General features: G+C 48.5%; 21 protein-coding genes. 19 read left to right on the forward strand and 2 right to left on the reverse strand.

Annotated elements, in window-relative coordinates:
* The first annotated feature begins 60 nt into the window (after positions 1 to 60).
* The 6 genes from MKY28_RS02010 to MKY28_RS02035 all read left to right on the forward strand — a co-directional run bounded on the left by MKY28_RS02010 (position 61) and on the right by MKY28_RS02035 (position 10,067).
* Positions 61 to 975, forward strand: a complete 915-nt coding sequence (locus MKY28_RS02010; protein ID WP_340030256.1) for an ABC transporter permease — start codon at positions 61 to 63, stop codon at positions 973 to 975.
* 12 nt (positions 976 to 987) lie between these two features.
* Positions 988 to 1,875, forward strand: a complete 888-nt coding sequence (locus tag MKY28_RS02015; protein ID WP_017692544.1) for a carbohydrate ABC transporter permease — start codon at positions 988 to 990, stop codon at positions 1,873 to 1,875.
* An 18-nt stretch (positions 1,876 to 1,893) separates the two neighbouring features.
* A complete protein-coding gene (locus tag MKY28_RS02020) occupies positions 1,894 to 3,399 on the forward strand; it encodes an extracellular solute-binding protein (protein WP_340028509.1) in 1,506 nt (501 codons plus the stop codon).
* Between the two features lie 239 nt (positions 3,400 to 3,638).
* Positions 3,639 to 6,980, forward strand: coding sequence for a glycosyl hydrolase (locus tag MKY28_RS02025; RefSeq protein ID WP_340028510.1), 3,342 nt, complete (start codon positions 3,639 to 3,641; stop codon positions 6,978 to 6,980).
* A gap of 30 nt (positions 6,981 to 7,010) precedes the next feature.
* Positions 7,011 to 7,832, forward strand: coding sequence for a polysaccharide deacetylase family protein (locus MKY28_RS02030; protein WP_340028511.1), 822 nt, complete (start codon positions 7,011 to 7,013; stop codon positions 7,830 to 7,832).
* Positions 7,833 to 7,922: 90 nt separating this feature from the next.
* Complete coding sequence (locus tag MKY28_RS02035; protein WP_340028512.1) at positions 7,923 to 10,067, forward strand: glycoside hydrolase family 88/105 protein; 2,145 nt, start codon at positions 7,923 to 7,925, stop codon at positions 10,065 to 10,067.
* Between the two features lie 190 nt (positions 10,068 to 10,257).
* On the opposite strand, the gene MKY28_RS02040 is transcribed toward MKY28_RS02035, so the two are convergent.
* On the reverse strand, positions 10,258 to 11,133 hold the full coding sequence (locus MKY28_RS02040) for a DUF72 domain-containing protein (RefSeq protein WP_340028513.1): 876 nt from the start codon (positions 11,131 to 11,133) through the stop codon (positions 10,258 to 10,260).
* A 232-nt stretch (positions 11,134 to 11,365) separates the two neighbouring features.
* On the opposite strand from MKY28_RS02040, the gene MKY28_RS02045 reads away from it, so the two are divergent.
* The 5 genes from MKY28_RS02045 to MKY28_RS02065 all read left to right on the forward strand — a co-directional run bounded on the left by MKY28_RS02045 (position 11,366) and on the right by MKY28_RS02065 (position 15,465).
* Complete coding sequence (locus MKY28_RS02045; protein ID WP_340028514.1) at positions 11,366 to 12,109, forward strand: class I SAM-dependent methyltransferase; 744 nt, start codon at positions 11,366 to 11,368, stop codon at positions 12,107 to 12,109.
* A gap of 27 nt (positions 12,110 to 12,136) precedes the next feature.
* Positions 12,137 to 13,120, forward strand: coding sequence for an MBL fold metallo-hydrolase (locus tag MKY28_RS02050; protein WP_340028515.1), 984 nt, complete (start codon positions 12,137 to 12,139; stop codon positions 13,118 to 13,120).
* 198 nt (positions 13,121 to 13,318) lie between these two features.
* Positions 13,319 to 13,735, forward strand: coding sequence for a hypothetical protein (locus MKY28_RS02055; RefSeq protein WP_036605873.1), 417 nt, complete (start codon positions 13,319 to 13,321; stop codon positions 13,733 to 13,735).
* On the forward strand, positions 13,732 to 14,775 hold the full coding sequence (locus MKY28_RS02060) for an FAD:protein FMN transferase (protein ID WP_340028516.1): 1,044 nt from the start codon (positions 13,732 to 13,734) through the stop codon (positions 14,773 to 14,775). The genes MKY28_RS02055 and MKY28_RS02060 overlap by 4 nt, the downstream gene beginning before the upstream one ends.
* Positions 14,776 to 14,811: 36 nt before the next feature.
* Positions 14,812 to 15,465: a ferric reductase-like transmembrane domain-containing protein gene (locus MKY28_RS02065; protein ID WP_340934631.1), complete on the forward strand. Its 654-nt coding sequence runs from the start codon at positions 14,812 to 14,814 to the stop codon at positions 15,463 to 15,465.
* 160 nt (positions 15,466 to 15,625) lie between these two features.
* Here the strand turns inward: MKY28_RS02065 and MKY28_RS02070 are convergent, their stop codons facing one another.
* Complete coding sequence (locus tag MKY28_RS02070) at positions 15,626 to 16,192, reverse strand: phosphatidylglycerophosphatase A family protein (protein WP_017692570.1); 567 nt, start codon at positions 16,190 to 16,192, stop codon at positions 15,626 to 15,628.
* 272 nt (positions 16,193 to 16,464) lie between these two features.
* Between MKY28_RS02070 and MKY28_RS02075 the strand changes: the two genes are divergently transcribed.
* The 8 genes from MKY28_RS02075 (at position 16,465) to MKY28_RS02110 (ending at position 24,555) form a co-directional block, all read left to right on the forward strand.
* Positions 16,465 to 17,520 (forward strand): GerMN domain-containing protein, encoded by a 1,056-nt coding sequence (locus MKY28_RS02075; protein ID WP_340934633.1) that lies wholly within the window; start codon positions 16,465 to 16,467, stop codon positions 17,518 to 17,520.
* A gap of 118 nt (positions 17,521 to 17,638) precedes the next feature.
* Positions 17,639 to 18,394, forward strand: coding sequence for a ribonuclease PH (gene rph / locus MKY28_RS02080; protein ID WP_017692572.1), 756 nt, complete (start codon positions 17,639 to 17,641; stop codon positions 18,392 to 18,394).
* A 1-nt stretch (position 18,395) separates the two neighbouring features.
* The gene (locus MKY28_RS02085) at positions 18,396 to 19,019 is read left to right on the forward strand and encodes an XTP/dITP diphosphatase (protein ID WP_017692573.1); all 624 of its coding nucleotides are present in this window, start codon (positions 18,396 to 18,398) and stop codon (positions 19,017 to 19,019) included.
* Positions 19,020 to 19,369: 350 nt separating this feature from the next.
* Positions 19,370 to 20,212, forward strand: a complete 843-nt coding sequence (locus MKY28_RS02090; RefSeq protein WP_100527760.1) for an STM4015 family protein — start codon at positions 19,370 to 19,372, stop codon at positions 20,210 to 20,212.
* 21 nt (positions 20,213 to 20,233) lie between these two features.
* Positions 20,234 to 21,484, forward strand: a complete 1,251-nt coding sequence (locus MKY28_RS02095) for an STM4014 family protein (RefSeq protein ID WP_340934642.1) — start codon at positions 20,234 to 20,236, stop codon at positions 21,482 to 21,484.
* Positions 21,477 to 22,262 (forward strand): STM4013/SEN3800 family hydrolase, encoded by a 786-nt coding sequence (locus tag MKY28_RS02100; protein ID WP_074096266.1) that lies wholly within the window; start codon positions 21,477 to 21,479, stop codon positions 22,260 to 22,262. The genes MKY28_RS02095 and MKY28_RS02100 overlap by 8 nt, the downstream gene beginning before the upstream one ends.
* A gap of 47 nt (positions 22,263 to 22,309) precedes the next feature.
* Entirely contained in the window at positions 22,310 to 23,698 is a 1,389-nt protein-coding gene (locus MKY28_RS02105) for an STM4012 family radical SAM protein (RefSeq protein WP_340934644.1), read from the forward strand.
* Positions 23,695 to 24,555: an STM4011 family radical SAM protein gene (locus tag MKY28_RS02110; protein WP_340934645.1), complete on the forward strand. Its 861-nt coding sequence runs from the start codon at positions 23,695 to 23,697 to the stop codon at positions 24,553 to 24,555. Before MKY28_RS02105 ends, MKY28_RS02110 begins: the two co-directional genes overlap by 4 nt.
* Positions 24,556 to 24,839 lie beyond the last annotated feature (284 nt).

A 24,839-nucleotide genomic window follows, 5' to 3' on the forward strand; every position in this document is an offset into this window, starting at 1 on the left:
AAGACGGACTGGAATACCAACGGCACTGCAACCACCCAAGCGGATAGGGCCACAAGGCCCATGAGACGAGAGTCCAATTGGAAAAGGCAGATCAAACGAAACAAGTGGTTATATGTGCTTGTGCTTCCCGGCTTTTTGTACTTTGTCATCTTTAAATACTTGCCCATGTGGGGGATCATCATTGCCTTTCAGGACTACCAGCCTTTCCTGGGCATCTGGGAGAGTAACTGGGTGGGGCTAGAGAACTTTACGAACTTTTTCTCCAATCCGGACTTCTTCCGACTATTACGTAATACGCTGGTCCTTGCCCTGTATGATCTCATCTTTTTTTTCCCGGCACCAATCATTATCGCTTTGTTATTAAATGAAATTCGGGTCGCTTTCTTCAAAAGAACGATTCAAACGCTGGTCTATGTCCCCCATTTTGTATCCATGGTGATTATCGCCAGTATCACGTACGTGTTTCTGACCCCGCAAGGCGGGGTGTTATACGACCTGATCGCCTGGATTACAGGCAAGCCTATTGATGTACTCTCCAGTCCGGGTTCGTTCCGTCCGCTCATTATTGTTCAGATGATGTGGAAGGAGATGGGATGGGGAACAATCATTTTCCTGGCAGCCCTTGCAGGTGTCGATACGGAGCAGTATGAAGCTTCTATTGTAGACGGCGCAGGACGGTTACGGCGGATGTGGCATATCACGCTTCCCGCGATTCGCACGACTATTGTCATTTTGCTCATTCTCAGACTGGGGAACTTCCTCGATACCGGATTTGAGCAGATCTATCTAATGACCAACTCTCTCAACCGGGATGTCGCAGACGTCTTTGATACGTATGTGTACACGGTGGGGATCACGCAAGGTGCATTCAGTTACAGTACCGCTGTTGGACTATTCAAGTCTGTGGTGGGGATCATTCTGGTGCTTGGCAGTAATAAACTTGCGAAAAAATTCGGTCACCCCGGAATTTATTAAGGAGGAGCGCCCATGAACAGCCGTCTATACAACAGCCCTGCCGGCAAGGTATTTGATATCTTCAATTACGTCATGCTGGGGATTCTGGGCATATTAACCGTCCTTCCGTTCCTGTATATTATAGGGAATTCTTTCGCAACGGAAGCCGAGATCACCGAACGCAGTTTTTTCCTCATCCCGAAGGTATTTTCCTTTAGTGCATATGAGTATATTTTTTCCTCGTCCACGATCTTTCGCAGCATTGGTGTTTCCATCTTCATCACGGTGGCAGGGACACTGGTCAATCTGTTCTTCACACTAACGATGGCCTATCCACTATCCAGAAGTGACTTCTGGGGTCGTAACGTCATGATGAACATGGTGATTTTCTCGATGTTATTTGGCGGTGGCATGATTCCAACGTATCTCGTCATTCGTGGACTGGGACTGCTCGATTCTTACTGGGCCCTTATGCTTCCTGGCGCGATCAGCGCTTTTAACTTAATAGTTGTCAAAAACTTTTTTCAGCAAATGCCGCCCGGGCTGGAGGAAGCGGCCCGCATCGACGGCTGTTCGGATTTAGGCGTGCTGTGGCGAATCGTTCTGCCTTTATCCAAACCGGTCATTGCCACGTTTGCCTTGTTCTACGCCGTAGGCCACTGGAACAATTTTTTCTCGGCACTGCTGTACATTTCCGACAGTGACAAATGGCCGCTGCAAGTCATGCTGAGACAGATCGTGTTACTTTCGCAAGCCAGTGTCGGAGATATGGCTAATATGGACCCCAATTTTGTGCAGCCACCAGAGCAGTCAATTAAAATGGCGGTGATCGTTGTAGGTACCATTCCGATTTTGCTGGTGTATCCGTTTTTGCAGAAGCATTTTGCCAAAGGTGTCATGTTAGGTTCAATCAAAGGCTAAAGCCAAGGGGGAGAACGTATGGGACAAAAAACGGGATTCAAAAAAGGTGCACTGCTACTCTCTGCGTCACTGGTACTTAGTACGATCTTAGGAGCATGCTCCACGGATAAAACAGGTTCAGGAACCGCTGCGGGTGGCACCGACGAAATTACCATTATGCTTCCGAACTTTGAAGCGGAGAATCCGCCAGAGAACAGCCCGGTCATCCAGAAGCTTGAGGAATTGACCAAGGTGGATGTGAACTTGCAGTGGGTGCCGAGCAGCTCGTATGAAGACAAATTCAACATCACACTGGCCTCGGGAAAGCTGCCTCAGATTATGGTGGTGTTAGGGAAGTCTCCAAGTTTCATTAATGCGGCCCGAACCGGAGCATTCTGGGAGCTTGGTCCTTATCTGAAAGATTATCCGAATCTGAGTCAACTGAATGAAATCATCACCAACAATGCATCAATCGATGGCAAAACCTATGGGATCTACCGGGCACGGGCCCTGGGACGTAATGGGGTTACAATCCGCAAAGATTGGCTGGAGAATCTGGGGCTCGAAGAGCCGAAGACGATTGATGAATTTTACAATGTATTAAAAGCTTTCACGAAGGATGATCCGGACGGTAACGGTAAGGATGATACGTACGGTCTGGTTGCCAGCAAATTCACGGGCCCGTGGGATAACATGCAGGTATGGTTCGGTGCGCCCAACAAATGGGGAGATGATGGCAGCGGAGGCCTGATCCCGGCGCATGAGACACCAGAATACATGGAAGCCCTGAAATTTTTCCGTCAAATCTATAGCGAAGGTCTGGTGAACAAGGACTTTGCCGTGATGGATGCAACGAAACTGCCTGATCCATTTGTGAATGGTCAAGCCGGTGTCATGGTGGATGTAGCAGATAATGCGCAGCGCATGGATCAGAAAATACTCGATAAAGACCCTAATGCGACAGGACGTGTGGATGTGCTGCAAGCGATGGAAGGTCCAAAGGGATTGCGTGATATGCCAACGTCCGGTTACTCAGGCCTGATTGCCATTTCCAAAAGCAGTGTCAAAACGGAAGAAGACCTGAAGAAGGTACTGAGCTTTCTGGATCAGCTGAATGAACCGGAGTTGCAGGCATTGTTGTACAACGGACTGGAAGGCAAGCAGTATGAGAAAAAAGAAGACTACATCATACCGAGCACTGACAAGCTTGCGCTCCGCGACCTGCAGGGTTTAAATCAGATTTTGATGTTTGTACCGGAAGACAGAACGCTTCGTGTCCAACAGACACCTGTCCGTGAAAAGGTTGCACAGGTGCAGAAAGCCAACGAAGAGATTGTCATTGCCAATCCTGGCGAACCGCTGATCTCTGATGTTTACGCTCAGAAAGGACCGCAGCTGGACAATATCATTAACGATGCGCGAATCAAATATATCGTAGGTCAGATTGATGAGAAAGGATTCGAAGATGCTGTTGCCCTGTGGAAGAATAACGGCGGAGACGATTATGTCAAAGAAGTCAATGAATTGTACGCTGCACTGAAGTAGTCTTATAAGCCAAAGCCCGGTAGCCGTGCCTTCAGTGTAGGGGAAACAGCCGGGCTTTCCTTATCGCTGTAATGGCTTGATTCGCGAACAAAATTTCATCCAACTTTCTGGAAATTATGACTTCCTGAATATGGTTTTTGATGTATAATCAAAACAAAACAAACCTATATGAACTGAAATGAACGTTATTGGTAAAGCTGGACACCACACACTCTTGGACACGCAGGGAGGAAGGCAACATGTGGAACGGGGATGCTTTTGAAAATCCCGAGGCGCAGTACAGGGTCCATCCCTTTTGGTTCTGGAACGGGGATATGGAAGAAGAACAGATTAAGCGGCAAGTGGCTGAGATGGCGGCGCAAGGTGTAGGTGGATTCTTCATCTGTCCACGTCAGGGACTGCAAATTCCCTATCTGTCGGAAGCGTGGTTTGATAAGGTGCGGATTGCAGTGGAAGCGGCGGCTGCTCACGGCATGCAAGTATGGTTATATGACGAATATCCATATCCAAGCGGGATGGCTGGTGGGGAAGTGACCCTTGATTTTCCTGAAGCGAAGCAGCGACAGCTCGTGCATCATCAGTTGGTGGCTCAGGGCGGAGAAGCTGTGGATCTGGAGTTGCCGTGGGGACGAGTCTTGGTTGCCAAGGCGATTCCCAAGGATGAACAGGGCAAACGGTTGTGGCATGAATCCATTGACTTGCGCAGCAAAATCGGCAATATCCAGACCGATCAGGTGTATCAGGAGACCGGACTCACATCGTATAACCGCAAGCGGTTCTTCACCTACCGAACAGCGTTCCGCTTGTTGTGGGATGTTCCCCCAGGTGATTGGGAGTTGATTATATTTCAAGAAATGGAGATCGACGATTTCAAATATTACGGCAACTTTGTTGATCCTTGCCACAAGGAAGCGATGAGTCGTTTTATTGAACTGACACATGAGCGTTATAAGTCAGCGGTTGGAGATCAATTTGAAAGCGTAATCAAAGGCATGTTCTCGGATGAGATTGCACCGCTGGGTCGTATCCCATGGTCACACCAGCTTCCCCGTTATTTCAGCGAGCGTTGTGGATATAGTCTGATCGATTCGCTACCGGCCCTGTTATATGGCGATGTTCCGGACGCGCACCGGATTCGGTATGACTACTATCAGTCACTGCATCTGCTTCTCAGGGAGTCCTATCACAAACAGGTGCATGATTGGTGTGAGGAAGCAGGAATCCAGTACGCAGCAGAGGTGCCTGGCGTACGGATGACCACCCAGTTGTTTAGCCATATGCCAGGCGGTGATTCGGCCCATGAGAAAATCGGACGATCCTTATCGTGGATTCTGGAACGATATGGCCAAAAGATGCGTGACAATCCCAAGATGGTCAGTTCGCTTGCCCGGCAATTGGGCCGAAGCCGCAATCTGATTGAATGTTTTCATAGTGTAGGCTGGTCGATGACGCTACAAGATGCGAAATGGATGATTGATCGAATGGCCGCCATGGGCACTAATTTTTATAATTTTCACGCCTTTTTCTATACGATTGGTGGGCTTGCGAAGCATGACGCACCACCGTCTCAATTTTTGCAGAATCCCTACTGGAAGCATTTCCGGCAGTTAGGGGATTACACCGGACGTTTGAGCTATCTCATGAGCACCGGAGCAGCAGATATTCGTATTGCTGTGCTTGACCCAACGACGACATTCTGGAGTCTGATGGGTAATCCGCTGCATGGATTTGAGTATAGCGGCGAGGACGAAGCAGAACGGGTGCAACTGGAGCGTCTGACGAAGGACTGGATGCGGATCACGACACATCTGCTCGAAAACAGACGTGACTATGATCACCTTGATCCCGAATTGTTGGCTGAAGCTGACTTAACGGATGGCATCATTCAGATCGGCGTTGCCCGTTATGACGTACTGATTCTGCCACCGATGCTGAATCTGGAGGCCGCGGCCTGGGAACAGGTGAAGCGATTTGTTCGGCAGGGAGGAACTGTTATTTCTGTTGGGATGTCTCCGCATATTGCGATTCAGCCGGGAAGTCCGGAGGGGGAGGAAGCTGCCCAGTTCTTTGGTGCGGGTGAGCAGCCGCAAGAGGTGTACTGGGGCCGTAACGTGACAACAGATCACGATAACCGTGAAACCATGTGGCATCAGGGTGAGGGGAATGCCTATTTTCTACCCGCAGGAACGGGGCAGGGAGATGACTTTTCGCTCGAGCTAATCTCTCTCCTGCTCGATCAGGTATTGCCGGAACCCATCTGCTGGATCATGGAGGAGGAAAGCGCCTCCCTGCTGATGCATACCCGTCAATTGTCGTCTGGGGAGCATATGGTTTTTTTGACCAATCAGGAGGGTCAGGACCTGAAGGGTCAATTGAAGCTGGTCGCCAGACAGTTGTGGGATGGAACGAAGCTGACAGAGGGTGCTTGTCTGGTGGCAGAACGACTTGATCTGGAGACAGGGCAGCTTCAGACATTGCCGTATACGAGTAGTGGTGGGGAATGGTGCATTTCACTAACACTGGCGCCTTATGAAGCGCATGCTGTTCGTCTTACTTTACAACCTGCGAAGGAAGAGGCATTAACAACGAAGTTGGATGTAACAGACAAAACGGGTTCGACGTTCGTAACGGATGTTTCGGTAGGGGCCAATCTGGCCCATAAGATCATGGTCCCTTCAGAAGGGCCATGGCGACTGGAAACGGTGCAGCCTAACATTTTGCGAATGGGACAATTCCATCTTCAGGCTTCCAATGTTAATGGTGTGATTCTGGAAAGCCAGCATGTAGCTGTAAAACCGTTTATTGATCAGGCGGCAGAATTATCGGAGCAGCAGCATCTGCCAGTCCAGTTTAATCAGGTATTTGGCACACCGAAAAAAGCATCCTTAGCCTATCCCATCGAATGTCGATATACGACTACATTTGAGCTAAGAACGGCATTGCCTGCATGTTTGTTATTTATGGACAGAGCGGCGATTTCGGGCACTTGGTCGATGGAGATTAATGGGCAACCACTTGGAAAAGAACAGTTTGATCCAATTGAAATCACCGATCACAATAATATCGCTTGTGATATCACGGAGTTGTTGCACAGCGGTCTCAACGAAATGACGGTGATTGTGCAGGTAACGAAAGATGAGGATGGCATCGTGGATCCCTTGTATCTACAGGGAAGATTCGGCGTGGAGTTCCATCATGAAGGCATGGTTTCGCTTGTGCGGGAATCGGATACGGCCCTTTGTATCGGACCTGAACCGCAGCCGCTGTATCCCCATTTTGCCGGGGAAATGAGTTATAAACGTACTTTCTGGCTGGGTGAGCCAGGGGAAGATATTACCTCGTTTGAACTGGAATTTAGCGATTGGCGTGTGCAGGATGTGACGGAAGTGCGGGTGAACGGACATAGTCTGGGTGTGAGATGCTGGTCTCCGTATCGTTGGAAGGGAGAGACCTCCTGGTTGCGTCCGGGAGACAACGACATTGAAGTGCGGATTACCAACACATTGATCGGCCTGCTGGAAGGTACGTATTTTGATTCGGAACATCATCAATTACAGGATGCAGGTCATGTACCCGTTTGAAGAATTAGGATAAAGGAGTGGAAGTAAGGGATGGGACATCGTATTCAGTTTGACCGTTATCCAGGTGGTGTGATGAAAGCGTTAACGCTCAGTTATGACGATGGAGTGGTGCATGATCGCAGACTGGTGGAAATCTGTAATCGGTATGGTCTACGAGGAACCTTTAATCTGAACTCCGATACCCTGGGTAATTCAGGCCGCATTGAGGCTGGGGAAGTCGCTGAACTTTATACGGGGCATGAAGTAGCCGTTCACACGGTTACTCACCCTACGCTGCCTTATGTTCCGAATGAACTATTGACCGAAGAGATTATGGAGGACCGAAAAGCATTGGAGCAGCTTGTTGGTTATCCGGTACGAGGCATGGCTTATCCCAATGGAGGGTACGACCGGGCGTTAAGTACAAAGCTGGAGTGGCTTGGCATTGATTATGCCCGTACCGTTAAATCACATGGCAGATACACGTTGCCAGATCGGCCGCTTGAATGGCATCCGACGTGTCATCATAACCATGATCTGGCGGGGCATGCCAAACGTTTTATCCAACATTCCAAAACAGGTACGCCACTATTACTCTACGTCTGGGGTCACAGTTATGAGTTCAATGACAACGACAACTGGGAGATCATCGAACAGTTTGGTGAGCAGATTGGCGGCAGGGACGATATCTGGTATGCCACGAACATCGAAGTGATTGCCTATTGGAAAGCGGTGCAACGATTGGAGTGTTCAGCAGATCGCTCCATCATCCATAATCCGTCTGCCATCCCGGTTTGGTTCACCGCAGATCAGCAGGTTGTTGAAGTGCAGGGCGGAGAGACATTGCGGCTAAGCGAACGAATCAAGGTATAGGGAAGGGAGCTGACGATCATTCGTTATTTTCATGAGAACGAGGCGATTGCAGGCAAGGTATACGATTCAATTCCGGATATATTAACTACGGTGGCTCAGCGTTATATTGGCGATCATCCGAAAAATTCCTTTTTGTTCAGAGCTTATCATCAGGGAGGTTTTCGCAGGCTAGGGGACTATCGTTACAACCTGAATCTGAATGAGAAATGCGTTGGGGCGCATGCAGGGCAGTACGTGTATGTATGGGGCAAGTTATGGAGCGAGCAGAATACAACGTTAAATACGGGCTTGAACTGTTATAGTCCGGTGACGATTTCCGTGAACGGTGAAGAGGTATTCAAGTCTGAGCTGTTGCAGGAATTATTTCCCGAGCGAAGAACCCAGATTCCGATTTCCGTGAACTATGGCTGGAATGATGTATTGCTGTGTTTTGTCAAAACAGAAGTGGGATTCGGCGGTATCTACGGAACAGCCTCGTTCAAAAATTTCCCGCTGCACTTCCTCACTCCTGGGGCAGATCGTCAGGGTCAGGAGGGCTGGTTATATTCGGAACCCGTCGATGAACCTGTAGTATCTCTTCCTCGTGACGGCATGACGGAAGAAGAAACAGGTCTTACCTGGTATCCGCGCAAGGGTTGGACAGATGATGAGCAGGGCGCAGGTTCATTTGCCCGGATCTTTGGGACAGAACAGCCCGCTGTGGCCTACGCATGGTCCAGATTGGATGTAACTTTGCCAGAAACATCACCAGTTATTTTAAAAGGCCGTCATGATGGAGCTTTGACTCTGTATGTGGATGGTACTGAAGTATACTCTGCTGGAAGCAGCGGTAATTTCCACGTTGAACTCCCGCGCCGTTACGGTTCTTCAGATCTGGTTGCAAAAGGTGAAATCCAGGGACTTGGTGGATCATGGGGATTCACTTTGGAAGATACCGAGCGCTCGGATTCCAAAGGCTGGAGACTGAAATCGCCTCATCCGGTTGCGGGATGCTCTGACCCCTGGCTGTACACGGGTGTGTTTGCTCTCGGTGCTGAGCCATCCCACGCCGACATCGTGCGAACAGATACCGTATTTGATGATGGCGCACAAGGTGTGTATTGGCGGGTAGATCTTCCCGACACCCATGTTCGTCCTTACCTGGAAAATACACATTACGGAAAGTGGAATTATCCGCTTGGCGTTACCCTGCTTGGACTGCTACAGACGGGACAGGAATTGGGACGGGATGATTACATTCAGTATGTGCGGCAACATATTGAACTGAGTACTTCATTTGATCGCTATGGTCTGTGGGATCGGGAAGGGTACGGTGCGGCAGGGATTAATAATCAGTTGTCTGCCATCGACAGTCTGGATGATTGCGGTTCGTTTGGATCTACACTGCTCGCTGCGATGGAGTTGGGCGATATTCGTGGGGGAAGAGATACTGCGGATCGGATTGCGGGCTACATTACGGATGAGCAGGAACGTTTGGAGGATGGTGCCTTTTACCGGGTTCGCGGCAGTGGAGAGATGCGTCAGGAAACGATGTGGTGTGATGACTTGTACATGAGTACACCTTTTCTGATGCGTTACGGTCAGTTAACAGGCGATGGGACGTACTGGGATGATGCGGTTAATCAGTTCCTGATGTTCCGTAAATACCTCTATCTTCCCGAACAACAGATCATGTCCCATGTGTATGATTTTGTGCGTGGTCGGGCGACAGGTATTCCATGGGGACGGGGGAACGGCTGGGTGCTATTTTCATTAACCGAATTGTTATCCATCCTGCCACATGATCATGTGAAACGGTCGGAACTATTACGGTTCTATCGTGATTTAAGTGAAGGTTATCTGGCGCTGCAAGGGGAAAATGGACTATGGCATCAGGTGCTGAACCGCCCAGATTCGTATGAAGAAACCTCCTGCACATCCATGTTCATCTACGCTTATGCCCGTGGTATTCGGGAAGGCTGGCTGGAACAGCCAGAGCCTTATTTGGAGGCAGTACGCAAAGGATGGCACGGCATGACACGTTTGTCGATTGACTATAAAGGCAATATATACGGGGTATGCCGGGGTTCCGGGTACTCGTTTACCGCCTTGTATTATCGCGATGATTTGGGATGGAATCTGAACGATACCCATGGGATCGGCATTGTGCTCTTGGCAGGCATTGAAGCGCATAAAATGAACCAGCAGCTCCGTGAGGCGCATATCGATTCTTCGGTTACAGCCGCGCAGCGCTGATGTTTGACACAACGAAACGAATGTATGTGGATAGCCTTCTATAGATAGATTACCAGCTAAAGAAAGCGGCAAAGCCCTCGGGCTTGCCGCTTTTAGTTTGTTTCCAATTTCGAATCCGCTCTGCATAATAGCAATGATAAATACACTTACCTTCACCCAATAATATGAATAACTCCGTTTCTAGCACGTATTAAAATAGCTCCAGCTGCTCCGGTCCTTCTTCCTTCTCCGGTTCAGAACGGTCAGGGAAAGGCTTCACCGGCTGATCCAGCAGGTCCATCATCATCTGGGCATTCGCCGCTGCATCGCCACCGGAGTTGTTGTTGAAAATAACATAGACATCCTTGCTCTGCTCCTGCAATTGCTCCAGATATCCTTTCCACTCCAACAATTCTTCCTTGTTGTAACGGTATAAATAACGGGTCTCGCGCCAATTGGGCGCACCATTCTGATGCCACCCGGACACATTGCGTCCGTGCATACGCACCAGCGTCATCTCGGAATCCGTCGCCTGTGGCACGATGGGGATAGAACCTAGACCTGCCTGAGGTTCGTCACAGACGCTGTGAATCCAGCCTTGCTCTTTCAGGAACGAAAGCGTCCGCTCGCGCATGTCACCTTCATACCAGCTACGATGACGGAATTCGAGGGCACACGGAATACCCTCCATTCTCAGTTTCACTTCACGAAGCTCTTTCACGTTGTCTTTATTGCACTCAAACCAAGGCGGATATTGAAACAAGGCTGCCTGCATCTTGCCGGCTTCAATGACCGGTTCCAGTGATTCCCGAAAAGCCTTATACATCTCCGACGTGCTGGTGAAGTATGGTTTGCCTCGCAGATGTCCGGTCATTCCCTGATAGGCTTTGATGATAAAAGCAAAGGATTCGGGCGTCTCTGCAACCCACCGTGCCATTCGATCCCGCGGCTGAACGGCGTAGAAAGAACTATCCACCTCCACGGTGGAGAAGTACTGTCCGTATAGACTGAGCTTGTCTTTGGCTTTGGTACGGTTTGGATAGAGATCTTCCTGATCCCCCCATCCGGTAAGTCCGATGTGAATCATAAGAACACCTCCTGTTGCTTTTTGAACAACCTCTTATAATTAACCGATTTGCAGGCATATGTCTAACATTATATCGTGTGCATTTTGGCTCTTCAATGTTGGAAAATCACTGGAATTTTTTGAGTTTGCAGAATAAAGACGTTACAATAAATTAAAGCTAGTGGAAATGATCAGGCCTGTACATAGCGTACTACAGATAGAGAGCCAGTGACCAAGTGGAGGGCGAGAATGGATGACGGAATGGTATGAAAAGAGTTTTGGAGAAGATTATCTGTTCGTATACAAGCACCGGGATGTGCAGGGTGCCCATCAGGAAGTACATAAAATGATCAATTGGTTGAAGCTTGAGCCCAATGCTGAAGTATTGGATCTATGCTGCGGTATGGGACGTCACTCCATGGCACTTGCTGATGCAGGATTGCGAGTGACCGGAGTTGATCTGTCCGATGTGCTTCTACGTGAAGCGCGCCTAATGGACACCGAACACCGAGTATCTTGGTGTCACGCAGACATGCGTGAACTGCCGCTGAAAGGTGGCTTCGACGCTGTAGTCAATCTGTTCACATCGTTTGGTTATTTTCTGGAGGACGGAGAACAACTGAAAGTATTACGTGCCATTCATCGCATGCTTCGCCCAGGTGGCAGCTATATTATTGATTTTATGAATACAGCTTATGTAACTAGTCATCTGGTGCAACACTCCGTTCGAGAGGATGAAGGACAGCGTATTGAGGAGTATCGCAAGATTGAGGAAGGGTTTGTGCAAAAGGAAATTCGCATTACGGATACCACATCCGGACATGAACCGCGGGTATATCAGGAACGTGTGAAGTTGTACACACGGGAACAACTGAGTCAGATGTTAAGTGCCGCCGGACTCCGGGTAGATCAGGTACATGGCGGCTATGACGAAGAGAAATATGACGAGCAGACTTCTCCGCGCATGATTTTTGTTGGTCGTCGTCCTGTGGAGTGAACAGAGACAGTTTGGAAGGGGGATAACATGAAGCGCACAGAAGAGATGTCCATGACAGAGGGCATACACCGGGTCAAGATCAGCATGACGTTTCCCTTACGATGGGTGAACAGTTATGTCTTATCAGAATCGGATGGGAAGATAACTATTATAGATCCGGGACCGCGTAATTCGGAAACAGAACAGGAGTGGAGTGAAGCGCTGGCAGATCTCGGCCTGACCTTTAGCGATATTCGTCAAATTGTACTCACCCACCATCACCCCGATCATCTTGGGTTGTCGGGTTGGATGCAACAGATAACGGGGGCACCCGTTCGAATGTCCACACGCTCCCGCCAAGAGGCCGATTATATGTGGGGATCTGATTCACGCATCAATACAATATTACCTGATTATTATGGTCGTCATGGTATGCCGGAAGACAATACTGAGCAGATACATGAACATATGAAGGCATTTACTTCGCAGATCACACCACTTCCGAAGGTGACACCCATTGAAGATGGCGAGTGGCTTAATATGGGCGGGAAACGTTGGGTTGCTGTGGAGACGGGTGGACATGCCCCAGGCCATTTATCCTTTTATGCGCCGGAGTCCATGGAGATTCTGTGCGGAGATGCAGTTTTGCCACAGATTTCACCGAATATTAGTCTGCAACCCGGCAGTGACCCTCAGCCATTATTATCTTATATGGAAGGATTGCAACGTCTCGGGGAGCTGAATGTCAAACAGGCGTATCCAGGGCATCGGAATCCTTTTGCCCAGTTCACCGAACGGACAGTTCAATTGCTGGCTCATCACGAGGAACGTCTTCAGAAGATGACGGAACGAATTCAGGAGTCACCGGCGAATGCTTATGACATCTGTGTGCACATGTTTGGCAATCGGCTGGGTACCCATCAACTGCGGTTTGCCATGAGTGAGACGTTAGCCCATTTGCAGGAGTTAATTCGACGCGAACTAGTGAAGCAAGAGCAGCAACCGGATGGCACGTTCTATTTTCAAATCTAAACGGAATGATGATATCGAAATGAAATGATAATACTATCTTATATAGAGGCTCGGGACAGGAAATCCACCTGTTCTGGGCCTTTTTAGCCTCTCTTAACGGTTCATTCATCTATTTTTAAGCCAGCGCGCCTATGATACATCTATGAACTTCGCTAGGGCGTGTCTTAAGACACACCCTAAAGAAAGCAGGGAAGAGCGATGACCAGAAGAAAACGGAATCAATGGAGAAAATGGCAAGCTTCAGCGGCAGCAACGTTGACTGTGGCTGCACTTTTTCAATATGTAAGAACTTCGGATGCCTTTGATGTGGCCTATGCAGCAGCAAATGGCACAGATACAAGCGTTACTGCTTCAAGCCAAGTGGATACGCATGATGATGTGATGGATGAATGGATCAACAGTACAACGGACAGCAACAACTGGAACACGCAGGACAATGACAATAATGATAGTCAATATAATGGAACATCCGATAGCACACAAGCAGCTCGGCCAGATCAGAGCTCGAGTAACGAGGGGAATTATTCAGATTCTCAGCGTATCGGGCAAAATAACCAGGGTACAGACTCCGGATACAGCAGTGGCAACTATCAGTCACGTACAGGTGCATCATGAGCCGCACGGAGCAAGTTGCTCGTCCGCTCCGATTTCAATTCCGTGCGATGAACACGGATGTTGAAGTGCAACTGTCCGCTGGGCGGGAAGAAGCTGAACATGCAGCAACCGTGGTGAAGAATTGGTTTGAGACGCAGGAGCAACGCTTCAGCCGATTTGTTGCAGACAGTGAACTGAATCGTTTGAATGCTTCAACCGGATGGATGCCCATCTCCGCTGCGATGGATGAAGTTTTGAGTTTGGCCTATGGATATATTGGCCTGACCGAAGGGATTTTTCAACCGGGTATCTCGCAGGCTCTTCAGGCTTCAGGATACGATCTAAGCTTCGAGAAGGTGCAGCAACGACAATTGAAACGTCCATTAATTGAACGCATATTGCGAACGAGAACACCTGAATCATTAGGCTGGATGGAAGATCGACATGACCACAGCCGTCCGAGCTGGATTCAGCGGGAAGGTAGCCGGATGGTTCATCTGGACCCCGGAGCTGAGTTGGACTTAGGAGGCATTGTTAAGGGCTGGGCAGTAGAGCGTATCGCAGACTGGTTGAAGCGAACATTGCATATTCCAGCGGGTTTGATTAACGCGGGTGGAGATATTCAAGTATGGGGTTCACCAGACCATTCCCAATGGACCTTGCAAGTAGCAGATCCTTTGCAGAATCAGGGTGCTATGTCGGGAGCGATCCGTTTACAGCGAGGAGCTGTTGCCACTTCGGGTATTTCCCGCAGACAATGGCAGAATACGGATGGAAGCTTTGCACATCACCTCATTGACCCCCGGACGATGGAGCCGGCAGATACGGACGTATTGCAGTGTACCGTTCTGGGACAGCATGCTTCGCAATGCGAGATCATTGCCAAGACGGTATGCATTCTGGGGAGTGCCGAAGCCGTGGGCTGGTTAAACCGACATTACGATCGGCATGACGTCCTGTGGATGACACGGGATGGGAGTAATTATTTTAGAGGGAATACGGATACGCTTGCTGAGCACTGGCCCGGTTTTGATCCGGATCATCGCTTCAGTCTATTATAAACGAGGACAAGTCTAACAGATATGGGGGAGCCGGTTATGGCACAATGGATTGTAGATTACCTGCCAACGTGGAATATCATTCGAATTAGTGGAATTGCTGCTTATGTGTTGCTCTTTGCCGGTGTGTTTCTGGGTATTGCGCAAGGGATGGGTATGGCCAAAGGCAAACCAAAAGCAGCCATGTTCAAATGGCATACCCGAACGACCTGGCTCGCCTTCGGACTTGGACTCGTGCACGCATTAACGTTATATATTGATCATTACAGCCCATTTACCTGGGGAGAACTTCTGATTCCTTTTACCGCCTCCGTACATCCGATCGGCAGTGGTCTGGGAACGTTAGCCTTCTACGGATTAGTGATTGTCCTGTTATCCAGTGATCTGCGGAACAAGCTGGGCCGTAAATGGTGGTTCATGTTCCACATGTTGTCCTATCCGGTGTTCATTGGTCTGCTGGTTCACGGCATGGTTACCGGAACGGATTCTGGCAACATCATCATGCGGATGATATATGTATTTACCGGACTCAGCATTCTCGGTATCACGGTGTTACGTGGCATGTTGCGAGAGCGCAAAGGCCCGGAAATCACGATTGGACCGAAACGGGTAACATCTGGTTCACCTTCCGAGCAGAATTGGGTTGAAGGTTTTGGTTTGGTGGGAACGGTACGACCTAAACATCTGAAATAATAACATATGGATGATCAAAAAGTATCTTACACATGCAAAAAAGCGGCCATCTGGCCGCTTTTTCCATGAACAGTTATTTTATTGAACAGTTATTTCACGAAGCATCCATACACATGTCCAATGTTCCACATAGCTTCAGGTATGAAACGAGTTACGCACATTATACGGCGTCATCACTAACAGGTTTTTCTCCCAGTGCTTCTTCAAGCTCGGATTGTTTGCGATGGGCGATCCGACTGCTCGCTGCTGATGCAATCGCACCGACAATATCATCGAAGAACGTGTGGACAGGGCCCAGGCTCTTGTCATTCAGTCGTTCAAGCACCCCTGGTTTCAGCTTGTCCACATAACCATAATTCGTAAATCCAATACTGCCATATACATTGACGATGGAGAATGCCAAAATCTCATCCACGCCATACAATCCTTCATCGTTCTCAATCATCTCCTGCAAAGGAGATATGAGCTGCCCCTGTTCTGCCAGAATATCAAGCTGAATTCCGGTCAAAACAGCATTCTGTACCTCACGTTTACGGAGAACCATCTCCACATTTTCGATACATTCTTCCATCGTAAGACCTGGATAATATTTTTGCTGCAATAACATGACCAGTTCTGCGATCTCAGGGATCGTGACGCCCCGCTTATGCAGCCATTCCCTTGTGGCCTCCGCCACCTTGCGGCTATTCAGGCTGTAAGGGATTTTTTCTTGCTCAGGATGTTCCATGGGCGATTCCTCCTCTGAAGTTAGCAATGTCCCTACTCTTGCTTCCTAATACGTTATTAACCTGGTTTACGTTTCTTTAAGATAATAAAATTATAAGTTTCAGTGAAGTTGAACAATTCGATTAACACATGAAAAATTTCAGCTAAAAACGGTCTGCCTTCCGTGAAAGTGCGTTGATAGACATTTTTCTTATTATCTTTTAGTTATTTTTTGGACAAAGGCTCGTATACATGGTAGTACAAACTGTAAAAATGATGAGGGGGAACGTGATCATGAGAAAGATCCATTCTTTGCGTACGGTATCGGCAGCAGCGCTGCTGAGTATTCCTATGGTATTGTCAGGCTGCGGCATGTTTGGAGCACAGTCTTCCGAAGCTGTTGATCCACCACCGCCCATCCAGGAAGCAGCTATGATTCAAGCGGCCGAAGGGAATGGAGCACTCGCAATGCTCCCGTTAACGACGGTATATCTGCAAGACCAGCAGGGGCTGCTCGCTCCGGTATCCCTGACACTTCCTTCTGGAACAGACGCAAGCAGTCCAAAGACAGCTCTGGATACACTTGTCACAGGCGGGGCCTATGCGGGTATGCTGCCTGAAGGATTCCATGGCGTTCTCCCGCAGGGAACGGTTGTGCAGAATGTAACGATTCACGCGGATGACAAGCTGGCGGTTGTTGAGTTCTCGGGTAATTTTGCCAAGTATGATGCAAAGGAAGAACGGAAAATGCTAGAAGCTGTCACGTGGACATTGACGGGAACACCTGATGTGGAGAATGTGCAGATCTGGGTGGATGGCAAAAAGTTAACACAAATGCCTGTGAACAGCACGCCGTTGCCTGAACCGCTGAATCGGGCTGTGGGAATCAATCTGGATCTGGGTGATACGTTTGTGACCAACAGCAGCCCGGTAACGGTCTATTTCTCCGCTGCTTCGCCAGCAGGCATCCAATATTATGTTCCGGTTACACGTCTGGTTACACCTGGTGAAGATCGGGTGCAGGCAGCATTGAACGAACTGATCAAAGGACCTGACAAAGGTGGAGAACTGGAAGAGGTTATGACAGGCGGAACCGAGCTGCAATCGGTCAAAACAGCAGAGGATGGTACGGTAACGGTTGCCTTGAAAGATGATATGTTTGCCGAAGGGGATATCGTGCCAAGCGAGCTGTTACAGTCTGTCGTATTAACCACTGCGGAGAATACAGCCAGCAAGGATGCCAAAGTACAGATCGAGTGGAACGGCCAAAAAACGGTCATGGGTGACGACAACAGGGATTACAGTGCGCCGGTTTCCAAGCCTGAATATATCAACGAAATTCCGATTTAAAGACCAAGGAATGCTTAAGGATGCTTTTAACCGAACTCTTTGGTAAAATATAAGGGATTCGTAAAAGTGTGAATAAGTTCAACATTACAGGATGCTTAAGTCGTAGGAGGCAGAAAATATGAGATCAAACGGACGAACCAGCGAACAGCTGCGCCCGCTGAATTTAACAGTGAACACGAATAAATACGCCGAGGGCTCTGTACTGATTGAAGTTGGAGATACAAAGGTGATCTGTACAGCTACAGTAGAGGAACGTGTACCTCCCTTTATGAAAGGGCAGGGTAAAGGCTGGGTAACAGCTGAATATTCCATGTTGCCACGTGCAACACATACCCGGAACCAACGTGAAGCCAATCGTGGCAAATTAACTGGACGCACCATGGAAATCCAGCGTCTGATTGGTCGGGCACTGCGCTCGGTAGTTAATCTGCAGGCTCTTGGTGAGCGTACGATTACCTTGGACTGTGATGTTATTCAAGCTGACGGAGGCACACGCACAACGTCCATAACCGGTGCGTTTGTAGCGCTGGCGCTTGCCGTGAACAAGATCTCCCAACAGCACAAACTGCAAGTGTTCCCGATTACGGATTTCATTGCCGCAGTAAGTGTGGGTGTTGTGGGTGAACAGCCTGTACTGGATCTGAACTATGATGAAGATTCCAAAGCCAAGGTAGACATGAATCTGGTGATGACAGGTGGCGGTAAATACGTCGAGCTTCAGGGAACAGGTGAGGAAGCACCATTTGATCGCCGTGAGCTGAACGCCATGTTGGAACTGGGCGAACAGGGAATTCTGGAAATGATCGAGCGTCAAAAAGAAGTGCTTGGACCGATTGCGCTCAAGATCGGCGCGCGTGGATTAGGGGAAGCCTAAGATGAGTTTGGACAGCCCAATCCTCATTGTTGCAACCCGCAATGCGGGTAAAGTCCGTGAATTCGCTCATGCTTTCGCACCGCTTGGCAAAGAGGTTAAGAGCATGTTTGACTATCCGGAGCTGCCGGATGTCGTAGAAGATGGCGTAACGTTTGCGGAGAATGCCTGGAAGAAAGCCAAAGCGGTTGGTGATGCGCTTGGTTTGCCCGTTCTGGCAGATGATTCAGGTTTATGTGTAGACCTGTTGGATGGTGAGCCGGGAGTATATTCAGCGAGATATGCAGGCGAAGGAGCAACGGATGCACAGAATAATGCGAAGTTGCTGGAGACGCTGGAATCGTTGAAATCCGGTGAGGACACCGAGCAGCCGCTACTAAGTCCGGCTCGTTTCGTTTGTGCGCTGGTCCTGTACGATCCGACAACAGGTGATAAGTATGAATCAGAAGGCACTGCGGAAGGCTGGATTACGGCTCAAGCTGCAGGTGCTGGCGGTTTTGGATATGACCCACTCTTCTATGTACCTGAATACGAGATGACGATGGCAGAGCTGACGCTTGAGCAAAAGCAAGCGATTAGTCACCGTGGTCATGCGCTGAGAGCGCTTGTATCCAGACTTGAAGGCTAAGACTAAATGAAACATCTTGATTTAACTTCATGATATGTGAACATCAAAGCGTTAATGGAAGGACAGAAGCATTCCGATGGGATGCTTCATCCGCCATTAACGCTTTTTCTATGAAATGAAGTATTTGATCGGGTTTGGTGAAGGTCCATCCATATACCTAATTGAAGATAGCTATTTCTGCGACTACACATCAGAACGTATGTTCTTGTACCTACATGAGAAATGGTTTACATTGCACGATTGGGAATCTCATTGGGACTGGAGTTGGAAGAAGTTGCAAGCCTTGTGTGGTATGGGTTAACATTCAAACTAACGAATCACTTATGAACCTTAAACGGAGGGATCTACTCATGCAAGAAGTGAAGCTTGTTGTATCTTACGATGATTATGAGGACGGCATTCGTATGGAAAAGTTAATTAAGGAACTGGCAGCTAAACCGGAGGCTCGCTCATTGGAAAGTCTGGTCATCGGAGATTGGGGACAGGCTTATGAAAATTCGCCTGATGAGTTTATGGGTACGCTCGTCGAGTCTGCTCCAAGCTTTCCGTCATTGAAGAAACTGTTTATTGGAGATATGGGATTCGAAGAATGTGAAGTATCGTGGATTATCCAGACAAATCTCACACCACTGTTAGGTGCTTTTCCAGAATTAAAATCATTCTCTGTAATGGGCAGTAGCGGCCTCAGTCTGGAACCACTCCAGCATGCCAAGCTTGAAGAATTGATTATTATTTGTGGTGGTCTCCCGAAAGAAGTGTTATCTTCAATCACCCATGCCAAGTTGCCTGAATTGCGTAAACTGGAACTGTACCTGGGTGTGGATAATTATGGTTTCAATGGATCACTTGAAGATGTGCTTCCTTTGCTAGAAAAAGGATTGTTTCCAAAGCTGGTTTACTTGGGTCTGAAAGACAGTGAAATTCAGGATGAGATTGCCAAAGTAGCAGCTGAAGCACCTATTTTGGATCAACTTGAAGTACTGGATCTATCGCAAGGAACGTTGTCCGATGAAGGGGCTGAGGCGTTGCTTGCCAGTGACAAGATCAAGAAACTGAAACATCTTGATCTAAGTTACCATTACATGACCAATGAAATGATCAGTCGCTGGAACCGATCGGGTATATCTGTAGATGTTAGCGACCAGCAACAGAGTGATGAGGATGACTGGCGCTATCCATCGTTAACGGAATAGTCGATGTCAGGTGTAAAGGAAATGAATGAAAGCCTGCATCAACCGATAGATGTACCTGATTTAACGCAAGATCAGCCCTTTTTATTGATCGGAAACCCTGATAACCGACGAACACAAGGGCTGCAAGAGGCTAGGCATAGATTGGGTTTGAAACCTGCGGTTGTACTGCCATATGCTCAATTGCTCCAGAATTGGAGACACGGACGAACCATCGCTGATACAGTAGATTCCAATCTGCCCGTACCCCTGATTCGAATAGATGCTCCTGGAGAGGATTGGGAAGTGGAACGTGAACTACTGTTCCTTGGGGCTATGGACGATACGTCAACATTAACGGGTGGAATGGGTACAGAAGTATTTCCCGCAGAACAGGCGCTTGCGCTGGAACAGGAGTGGGGAAGAATCTACGCTCCTGCCCAGTGGTTCCGTGGCTGGAAAGCATGTCTGGATCGAATCGGCCATGTAGCTCGGGAAATGTGGCCTGAAGTCCGATTCATGAATGATCCCGCCGATATCCAATTGATGTTTGACAAGAGAACATGTCAGCAGCATCTATCTTCACATGGAGTTGATGTACCTCCGGCGCTTCCATCTTCGCAGCCAATCCGCAATTATATGGACCTGCGTAGCTCAATGAAGGCTGCCGAGATGCATCGTGTGTTTGTGAAGCTTGCGTACGGCTCTGGGGCTTCAGGAGTTGTTGCCTATCAAGTCAATCCTCGAACGGGTGATGAAATCGCTGTAACAACGATGGGGATGGAACAAAGACAGGGCAAGACGATTTTCTTCAATGAAGGACGTCTACGCAAGTATACCCGCAGTGAAGAGATTGCTACGCTGATGAACTGGTTATGTGCAGAAGGTGCACAGATTGAACGATGGATGCCAAAAGCCACGCTTGATCAGCGGGCCTATGATATTCGCCAACTGGTTGCAGGTGGACAGGCAGGTCACGCGATTATGCGGCTGAGCCGTACCCCGATTACCAATCTGCATCTGCGCAATGAGCGTATGCTGCCTGCTGAAGCAGGCCTGGATGAACAGCGGATGTCGCTGGTACGGTTGGCAGCGCAAGCAGCCATGTCTACATTTCCCAACTCGTGGTCAGCCGGGATTGATGTGATGCTTACTAGTGGTTCGAATCCGCGTGCCTATGTGCTGGATGTGAATCCATTTGGAGATCTATTATACAGGGTTGAGCATCATGGCCTCGGAACCTATGAGTGGGAAATGGAACTTTTACGAAAGGAGGAGCCTATTCAACATGCCTGATATGAACACCATTGTGGGCTCCCATGATCTGTTAATGATTACGCTGGATACGTTACGCTATGACGTAGCCAAGCTGGAAGAGGAGAATTGTCCTAATCTGTGTGGTTCGGGTCCGTGGGAGAAACGTCATACCCCAGGCAGTTTTACATATGCGGCACACCATGCTTTTTTTGGTGGTTTTATGCCGACTCCTGCCAATACAGATAAGGCATCTCATGTAAGGCTATTTCATTCCCGAAATACTGGGCTCAAAACACATCCGCACACCTGGCTGTTTGATACACCGGATATCGTATCCGGGTTCGCAGCTGAAGGTTACCGTACCATCTGTATTGGCGGCGTCATCTTTTTTACGAAAAAAAACCCGCTTGCAAAAGTATTGCCCGGCTATTTCCAACAGAGCTACTGGCGAATGAACTTTGGGGTAACCAACCCCAAATCAACAGAGCATCAGGTACAGCATGCATTAAAGTTGCTTGAACAGACAGCGCCGGATGAAAAGATATTTATGTTTTTGAACGTGTCTGCCATTCATGGACCCAATCGTTACTTTGTAGAAGGAGCGAAGGAGGACTCGGTGGAGACTCAACGTGCTGCACTTCGATATGTAGATGAGGCTCTTGGACCATTGTTCGAGGCGATGCGAAAACGCGCCCGGCCTGCGTATTGCCTGGCTTTTTCCGATCATGGTACAGCTTACGGTGAAGACGGGTATCAAGGACACCGGCTTGCGCATGATGTCGTCTGGACGGTGCCTTACCGTGAATTTTTAGTATAGAATGTATTGATCTTATGAGGACAACAACCGGAGACAGGAGGAAACCGATGGAGAAACATATACAACATACAACAACAGGCCATTCCACACAGTCCGGATCCGATAAAGCTACAAGTCTCAGTGAAGTACTGGCGTTCCCTTATCGTTCTTACTTATACTCGTACCCACACAAGACCGCCTATCGGGAGCTTGATCCACCACTGCCACTAGGGCCACTGTGGGAACGAGAGAATACCGATACGTATTTTTTATATATGCATATTCCCTTTTGTGCTGCTCGTTGCGGATTCTGTAATCTGTTCACACTGCCGGATCGACGGGATGATACGCATGAACGCTATGTAGATGCGCTGGAACGTCAGGCGAAGCAGTGGGCACCAATTACATCTCGAAGACCGTATTCGCGGTTTGCGATTGGTGGGGGAACGCCTACATTATTAAATGAGGTTCAGTTGAATCGTCTGTTTGATATTGCTGAACATGTGATGGGGCTGGACCCTGCGCAAGCATCGATTTCGGTGGAAACGTCGCCGGATACCGTTACGGAAGCCAAGCTGGCCATCATGAAGGAACGAAGTGTGGATCGTGTCAGTATGGGCATCCAGAGTTTTATTGAAGCTGAAGCATCTGCCATCTATCGTCCACAAAAACCGCAGGAAGTTGAACGAGCGCTTGAGAAGCTTACTCGGTATGATTTCCCATTGTTAAATCTGGATCTGATCTATGGTTTGCCGGGTCAAACGGTGGAATCGTGGATCTATTCATTGGAAAGAGTTCTGGCTTACGAACCGGGCGAAATTTTTATCTATCCCTTGTATACACGGGAAAATACAATCGTGAAGCCTGATGATATTCGCCGTCAGGGACCGGACATACGGATGGAACTGTATAAAGCTGCACGTGAGACTTTAAAAAGTAAAGGTTATGTTCAATATTCGATGCGCAGATTTGCCAAAGAACAGTCGTCCTCGAAAGCACTTCTGCCATACAGCTGTCAGGAGGAGGGCATGGTTGGTCTGGGGTGTGGCGCACGCTCTTATACGAGTGAAGTACATTATGCTTCGAAGTATGGCGTGAGTTACAAGGCCACACAGAGCATCATTGCCGATTATGTGGCAACTGAGCGCTACGATGTGGCGGATTATGGCATCGTGTTAAGCCGTGAGGAACAGAGACGGCGCTTTATTCTGAAAGCCTTGCTGCATCGCGAGGGATTGACACTGTCTGACTACCAACAGCGCTTTGGTACCGATGTGATGTCCGACTATATCTGGTTGGCTGAACTGTTGACAGAGGGCATGGCGGAGTTGGAGAGTGATGAGGACAAGCAGGTGCTGCGTCTGACAGAAGAAGGACTAGGTTACTCCGATGCGATTGGAGATTGGCTTATATCTGCCGAAATTCGTGAACAGATGGAAGGGTTTGTTTTCTCATGAGAGCGACTTTGTATTATCGGGGGAAGTTGTCTTCCTGTAATTACGACTGTCCATACTGCCCTTTTAGCAAAACCGTGGATTCCAAAGAGACGTTGGAAGTGGATGAACAACAATTGCGTCAATTTGTGAATTGGGTCAGGGAGCAAGAGAGTGCTGGGCATCAATTTTCGATTTTCTTCAATCCCTATGGTGAAGCTTTGGTGCGTCGGTGGTACCGGGAAGCGATGGTTGAGCTGTCACATATGCCACATGTGGATAAAGTTGCAATTCAAACTAACCTGTCCGTCAAGCTGGATTGGGCGAGGGAGCTGGATGCGAGCAAAGCAGCCTTTTGGGCGACGTATCATCCTCGTGAGACAAAAGAGGCTTCTTTTGTTAAACAATGTCTGACCTTGCGTCAGATGGGACTTGCTTTTAGTGTCGGTACTGTCGGACTCCGTAGTGCTTTCCCCGCAATTGAGTCCATGAGACAGGCTTTGCCGGATGATGTGTATATGTGGGTTAATGCCTTCAAAGATCGGCCCAAGTATTACACGCCGGAAGAGATTCAGTTTTTACGTGGGCTTGATCCGCTTTTTGAAGGTAATCTGCAGGATTATGAGAGCTTGGGCAAACGATGTGCTGCCGGTTCGGAAGTATTTTATATACAGGGGTCCGGGCATGTGAAGAGATGTTACAAGGATCGACGAATCATTGGACATCTATATCGCGATGGTTTGCAGGCTTTGTCTGAGGATCGGCCCTGTCGCATGAAAAAATGTGGCTGTTACATCGGTTATATCCATATGGAGGATTCCCCGTTCAGGGAAACGTTTGGCAGCGGGCTGCTTGAACGAAATCCGGTATTGATTCGTTGACCGGCATTTCATATTTAGCTATTCCACTGGGGAGCTGGAATAGGTTTATTCGTTTCTAAACCACATATCAGCGTAACTTCAAACGCATCTTTTAGTATAGGCAGGATCAGACCTTTGGTTTGGACTTGCCTTCTGGAAGGTGTTTTTTTTGTTTTACCGGACTAGAGTTAGTGTTTGTGTTCTTTATTAAAAGGGCCTTGACAATTTTGAAAAATAATATTTTTAAGTTTATGATTCAAATTTTATATTTTATGGGTTAGTATGAATAGGAAAAAAGACCCTGT

This window comes from Paenibacillus sp. FSL R5-0473 (assembly GCF_038004565.1).
In the GTDB taxonomy this organism is placed as follows: Bacteria; Bacillota; Bacilli; order Paenibacillales; family Paenibacillaceae; genus Paenibacillus; species Paenibacillus amylolyticus.